This window comes from Pseudomonas sp. P5_A2_2 (assembly GCF_054177685.1).
In genome coordinates, this window is record NZ_JBGCUL010000264.1 from 1 (window position 1) to 5,461 (window position 5,461).

A 5,461-nucleotide genomic window follows, 5' to 3' on the forward strand; every position below is an offset into this window, starting at 1 on the left:
GTGCGGACCGACGGGCGTTGTGGATTGAACCATGGGCACCTCCTGATCTCGGCCCGGAATAATGTTCCGGGCCCTCAAGAATCAGAACCTGACGATGGGCGAAGGTGCCCGCCGGATGACAAACGGACTTAGGGGGCCAGGGCTTTTTTCGCCCTGGCGGCGGCCTGTTCCTGACCGGCCTGAGCCAGATCGTTGGCGGCCTTGAGCCAACGCTGTTGATCGACCTGGGCCGGGATCTGCGTCGGTTTCTGGATCAGCACGGCCCAACCGCCGGCGTCCTTGAACGCCGACTCGAAGGAGCTGAAGCTCATCAGTTCGCTGCGATTCATCCCGGCGCGCAGCAGGACCGTCTGCTTCTGGCGGTTGTAACCGGCAAGAATGGCGTAGCGCGGTTCGGCCCACATGGCCGAACCTTCCGTGAAGCGCACCATCACCGGATAACCGGCGGCGACTTGCGTCAACAAGGCCGGCAGGTTGCTGTCGAGGGGATAAACCACCATCCCGTACTCGCGGGCAAGGTTCTGCATGTTCTGTTGCAACTGGACTTCGCCCCCCGGCAGATGCAAGGGTTTGTCGAGTAACCCCGGGGTAATCACGATGCCCTGTTGGGACAGCATGCTGGCCAGCACCTGCGGTCCGCTTTGATACGCATCGCCCCGGTAGAATCGGCCGCTGAGCTCGACACGCTCCGGCAAACGCTTGATCTCGGGTGCAACACTCCCGGCACAGCCCGCCAGGCTTGCCACGCAACCGGCTATGAGCATGGCCGACAAAATTCGAGAAAATACCCGCACCATCATCCCTCTCTTGTTCAGGTTCAGACGCCAGGCAATCCCATTCCCGGCTGGGTCGTCGATCATAGGTCGCCGCGCCGCTACGGTATAGCTTTAAACGGTAGTCGCGTGCATTCGATAGAGCGAACTGGTTGGTGACTGCCGACTTTCGCTCAATAGCCTGAAATACAGCAACGGCTAGACTGTTCCCTGAAGGGACGACAGCGAAGCGCGTGTGCCCACAGAAGGGCAAAGAGGAGGCACAGATGAGCCTGACCATGATCATTGTGATGTTGATTGGCGGTTGGCTGGCGGTAGCCGCCGCCATGCTGTGGGGCGTGCTGCGCATTACTCGCCGCCACCATCACCCTGTTCAGCGAGTTCCTGCGCCGGAAACGGACAAGACACCKAGCCAACACGCCAACGCTCACTGACAAGCCAAACAAAAACGGCCGCCTGCACTCCATGGAGTTCAGGCGGCCGTTTCTTTTAGCGTGGGTCAAGCCTCAGTGACTACCCGCTTCTGCCTGGCCCGGCGGGACATCATGTTCAACGCCTCGATCGAAGCCGAGAATGCCATGGCCGCATAGACGTAGCCTTTCGGTACGTGGGCGCCGAAGCCTTCGGCGATCAGCGTCATGCCGATCATGATCAGGAAGCCCAGGGCCAGCATCACCACCGTCGGGTTGTCGTTGATGAACCTGGCCAGCGGATCAGCCGCCAGCAACATCACCAGTACCGACACCACCACCGCAATGATCATGATCGGCAAGTGCTCGGTCATGCCGACAGCGGTGATGATGCTGTCGATGGAAAAAACCATGTCCAGCATCAGAATCTGACCGATCGCCGCCGCAAAGCCCAGGGTCACGGTCGAGGTTGCCGACTTCGGATCTTCCGGTGCCGGGTCCATGCTGTGATGGATCTCCGTGGTTGCCTTCCACAACAGAAACAGGCCACCGGCGATCAGGATCATGTCCTTCCAGGAGAGCGCATGGCCGAGCACCTCGATCACCGGAGCGGTCAACTGGACGATGAACGCGATGGTGCTCAACAGACCCAGTCTCAGGATCAGCGCCATGCCGATACCGATGCGCCGAGCCTTCTGCCGGTGCTGCTCAGGCAGTTTGTTGGTCAGGATCGAAATGAAGATCAGGTTATCGATGCCGAGCACGATTTCCATCACCACCAGGGTGGCCAGGGCAACCCAGGCGGTGGGGCTGGCGGCAAGTTGTAAAAGGTAGTCCATGGGTCAGTCCTGACTCGTTGTAATACGGTTTAGATTTCCTGGGAGGAAGATTCGGTTTTTTCCGATTCTTTTTCCGATGATTCTTTTTTGCTGATCAACCCGCTGGTGGCGTCACTGAGTGCTTGCTCGGCGGCCTTGTGGGTATCGTCAATTGCCTGTTTGGCGCTTTCGGCGGCCTTGCCCATCAACTGTTGCGCGCTTTTCTCGGCCTGGTCGCAACCGGCCAGTACCAGTAAAGACGTAATCAACAGTGCCGTGGTTTTCAGCTTCATGATGCCTTCCTCGATAGAACGAACGGGACCTAAACGATGGCCCGTTGATAGCGATGCATTCTAGGGAAGTGAATACTTCAGGAAAATTCGTATTTTCAGCGGTTATAATTCGATTTTTACGAACTGTAGATCGCCATGCTCAACTATCGGCAATTGCATTACTTCTGGGTGGTGGCCAAGACCGGCAGCATCGTGCGCGCCTGCGAGCAGCTCAATCTCACGCCACAAACCATCAGCGGGCAGATTTCGTTACTGGAACAGACCTTTGGTATCGAGTTGTTTCGGCGCGTTGGACGGCAACTCGAACTGACCGAGGCCGGCCGCCAGGCCCTGCCCTACGCCGAACAAATGTTTCAGCTGGGTGGTGAACTGGAACTGATGCTGCGGGCACAACCCAATGAACAGCAGATCCTGTTTCGCGTCGGTGTGGCCGACGTGGTGCCCAAGTCCATCGTCTATCGCCTGATCGCACCGACCATGGAGCTGAGCGAACCGCTGCGCATCACTTGTCGCGAAGACAAGCTTGAACGTTTGTTGGCCGACCTGGCGATCCAGCGTCTGGACCTGGTGATCTCCGACAGCCCTATGCCGTCGCACCTGGACATCAAGGGCTACAGCCAGAAACTCGGTGAGTGCGGGATCAGCTTTTTCGCCACCCCTGAGCTGGCGGCACGATACGGCCGGGACTTCCCGCGCAATCTGCACGGTGCGCCGCTGCTGATTCCCGGCCCGGAAACCGTGGTGCGCAGCCGTTTGCAACGCTGGTTCGCCGAGCAGCAGATCCAGCCAAAAATTGTCGGTGAGTTCGACGATAGCGCCCTGATGCAGGCCTTCGGCCAATCCGGCAGCGGGATCTTCATCGGTCCGAGCGTGATTGCCGATGAAGTGCAACGCCAATATGGCGTGGAAGTGATCGGCCAGACCGACGCGGTGAGCGAGTCGTTCTATGCCATCTCAGTGGAACGCAAGGTCAAGCACCCCGGCATTGTCGCCATTACCGAAGGTGCCCGACGCGAGCTGTTTACAGCGCTGTGACCTCTTCGCGCGGCTTGAAGGTCATCAGGGCGATGGCCAGCAGGATCGACGCCAGAATGAAAGCAGCGGCGGCAAAGCCAAGGCCTTGCAGGCCAACGCTGTCGATCACCCGACCACCGATCATCGCGCCCAGACCGATACCGAGGTTGGCCCCGGCGATGTTCAGCGACGCGGCAAACGCCGGCGCTTCGGGCGCGGCCTTCATCAGACGCACATGGCTGACCAGGAACAACGCCGCCTGGGTCACGCCCCAGATGCCCATCGCCGCCGCCAGACCGAGCGGCGAGTGAATGTTCGGCACCAGCGCCACCAGGCCGGCAATCATGAACGCGCAGAACATCATCGACGCCATCAGCGGATGGCGGTCCACCGCCCGGCCGCCCAGGGAGTTGCCGATCAGCCCGACCGCGCCGAAGCCCATCAGGCACCAGCCGACCACCGTGCCGTTGAAGCCGGCCAGACGTTCAAGAATGTCCGCCAGATAGGTGTAGGCGGTGAACATACCGCTGAACACAATCACCGACAGCAGCACGTGACCGAGCATCAGCGGGCTGCGCAGGATCTTGAACTGCGAGCGGAAGCTCACCTGATGCTGGTGCAAGTTGGTCTTCGGCAGATAGATAAACAGCAGCAACGCCTTGGCAAAGGCGATGACCGCCAGAATCGCGAAGGCACTGCGCCAGCCGAACGCATCGGAAATCAGCGTGCCCACCGGAATGCCGAACACCGTGGCGCAAACAATGCCGAAGCCGATCTTGGCGATGGCGCGACCGGCGTAATCCGGCCCGACGATGTCCACCGCCGTCTCGCTGGCCAAGGCCCAGAACACCGGCAGCCCCAGCGCCGGGATCAAACGGGCGAACGCCATCACCCAGATGTTCGGCGCCAGCGCCGCCAGCGTGTTGGCCAGACCGAACATGATCAGCACCGAGATAAACAGCTTACGCCGTTCGAAACGGGCGAAGTACGCCGTCAAGAACGGCCCGAACACGGCCACGGTGAAGGCGAACAACGTCACCAGCAAACCCGCTTGCGGGATGCTGACGTCCAGATCCCGGGCGATGGCCGGCAACAGGCCGACGATGATGAACTCCGTGGTCAGCACCGTAAAACCGGCTGCAGACAACAGAAGAATGGGCAACAGCATGCAGAACTCCAGAAAAAACGACGACACCAGCGATAGCCCGGAGGCCCACTGGCAGACATGAAAATGAGGATGGCGAATCTTAACAGAGTGTTTCCGAACCCGGTTGCACGAACCTGCCTATCTCGTTGAATGCCAGGGTGGCAGTTCGTCACAGGTCTGAAAGATCGTGCCTGCGCTGTGATAAAGTCCGCGCCCTGAAAAATGTACACCCTGTGATCAAAGCCGATCATTTAAGGGGCAAACCTGTGGGAGCGAGCTCGCTCCCACAAGGATTGCGGCGTTCTACACCCTGTGTTTCCTTCTCGGTTTCCTGCCTGCGGCCTGCCCTGTTCGTTGCTGCAAGCGCGGCGAAACCTCGCACTTATAAAAAATCAGAGATGCCGTTTTATGACTGCTTCATCCCCTTCTCTATTGCAACGCCTTAAACGCCTGAGCCTGGTCACACAGATCGTGATCGGCCTGATCGCCGGTATTGCCCTGGCGCTGGTTGCCCCCGACCTGGCGAAGTCCACGGCGTTCATCGGCAAAGTGTTTGTCTCGGCGCTCAAAGCCGTCGCGCCGATTCTGGTGTTCGTGCTGGTCATGGCATCGATTGCCAACCACAAGCACGGCCAGGAAACCCACATCCGGCCGATTCTGTTCCTGTATCTGCTGGGCACTTTCGCTGCGGCCGTGGTCGCGGTGGTTGCCAGCATAACGTTCCCGTCGAGCCTGGTGCTGTCGACCCAGGACGTCGCGGTCACAGCGCCAGGCGGGATTGGCGAAGTGTTGCAAAGCCTGTTGCTGAGCGTGGTCGATAATCCGGTCAGCGCGCTGATGAACGCCAATTTCATCGGCATTCTGGCGTGGGCCATCGGCATGGGCATTGCCATTCGTCATGCCGGCGATACCACTCGTGAAGTGCTGGGCGACCTGTCCAACGGCGTGACGGTGATCGTGCGCCTGGTGATCAGCTTCGCCCCGCTGGGCATCTTCGGTCTGGTGG

Annotated in this window: 7 protein-coding genes; 3 read left to right on the forward strand and 4 right to left on the reverse strand. The window is 59.7% G+C overall.

Going from position 1 to position 5,461, the window contains the following annotated elements; genetic code table 11:
- Positions 1 to 128: 128 nt before the first annotated feature.
- Entirely contained in the window at positions 129 to 860 is a 732-nt protein-coding gene (locus ACXRVY_RS15770) for a peptidase C39 family protein (protein ID WP_223462329.1), read from the reverse strand.
- 179 nt (positions 861 to 1,039) lie between these two features.
- On the opposite strand from ACXRVY_RS15770, the gene ACXRVY_RS15775 reads away from it, so the two are divergent.
- A complete protein-coding gene (locus ACXRVY_RS15775) occupies positions 1,040 to 1,207 on the forward strand; it encodes a hypothetical protein (RefSeq protein ID WP_223462330.1) in 168 nt (55 codons plus the stop codon).
- Between the two features lie 65 nt (positions 1,208 to 1,272).
- Here ACXRVY_RS15775 and ACXRVY_RS15780 read toward each other — a convergent pair whose 3' ends face one another.
- Both ACXRVY_RS15780 and ACXRVY_RS15785 read right to left on the reverse strand, forming a co-directional pair.
- Entirely contained in the window at positions 1,273 to 2,022 is a 750-nt protein-coding gene (locus ACXRVY_RS15780; protein ID WP_223462331.1) for a TerC family protein, read from the reverse strand.
- Positions 2,023 to 2,051: 29 nt separating this feature from the next.
- A complete protein-coding gene (locus ACXRVY_RS15785; protein ID WP_223462332.1) occupies positions 2,052 to 2,294 on the reverse strand; it encodes a hypothetical protein in 243 nt (80 codons plus the stop codon).
- Between the two features lie 135 nt (positions 2,295 to 2,429).
- On the opposite strand from ACXRVY_RS15785, the gene nhaR reads away from it, so the two are divergent.
- Positions 2,430 to 3,329, forward strand: coding sequence for a transcriptional activator NhaR (gene nhaR, locus ACXRVY_RS15790; RefSeq protein ID WP_223462333.1), 900 nt, complete (start codon positions 2,430 to 2,432; stop codon positions 3,327 to 3,329).
- Here nhaR and ACXRVY_RS15795 read toward each other — a convergent pair.
- Positions 3,316 to 4,476, reverse strand: a complete 1,161-nt coding sequence (locus ACXRVY_RS15795) for an MFS transporter (RefSeq protein ID WP_223462334.1) — start codon at positions 4,474 to 4,476, stop codon at positions 3,316 to 3,318. The genes nhaR and ACXRVY_RS15795 overlap by 14 nt on opposite strands.
- A 387-nt stretch (positions 4,477 to 4,863) precedes the next feature.
- Here ACXRVY_RS15795 and ACXRVY_RS15800 point away from each other — a divergent pair.
- Positions 4,864 to 5,461, forward strand: a 598-nt coding sequence (locus ACXRVY_RS15800; protein ID WP_458237716.1) for a cation:dicarboxylate symporter family transporter, incomplete at its 3' end; no start/stop codon positions are given.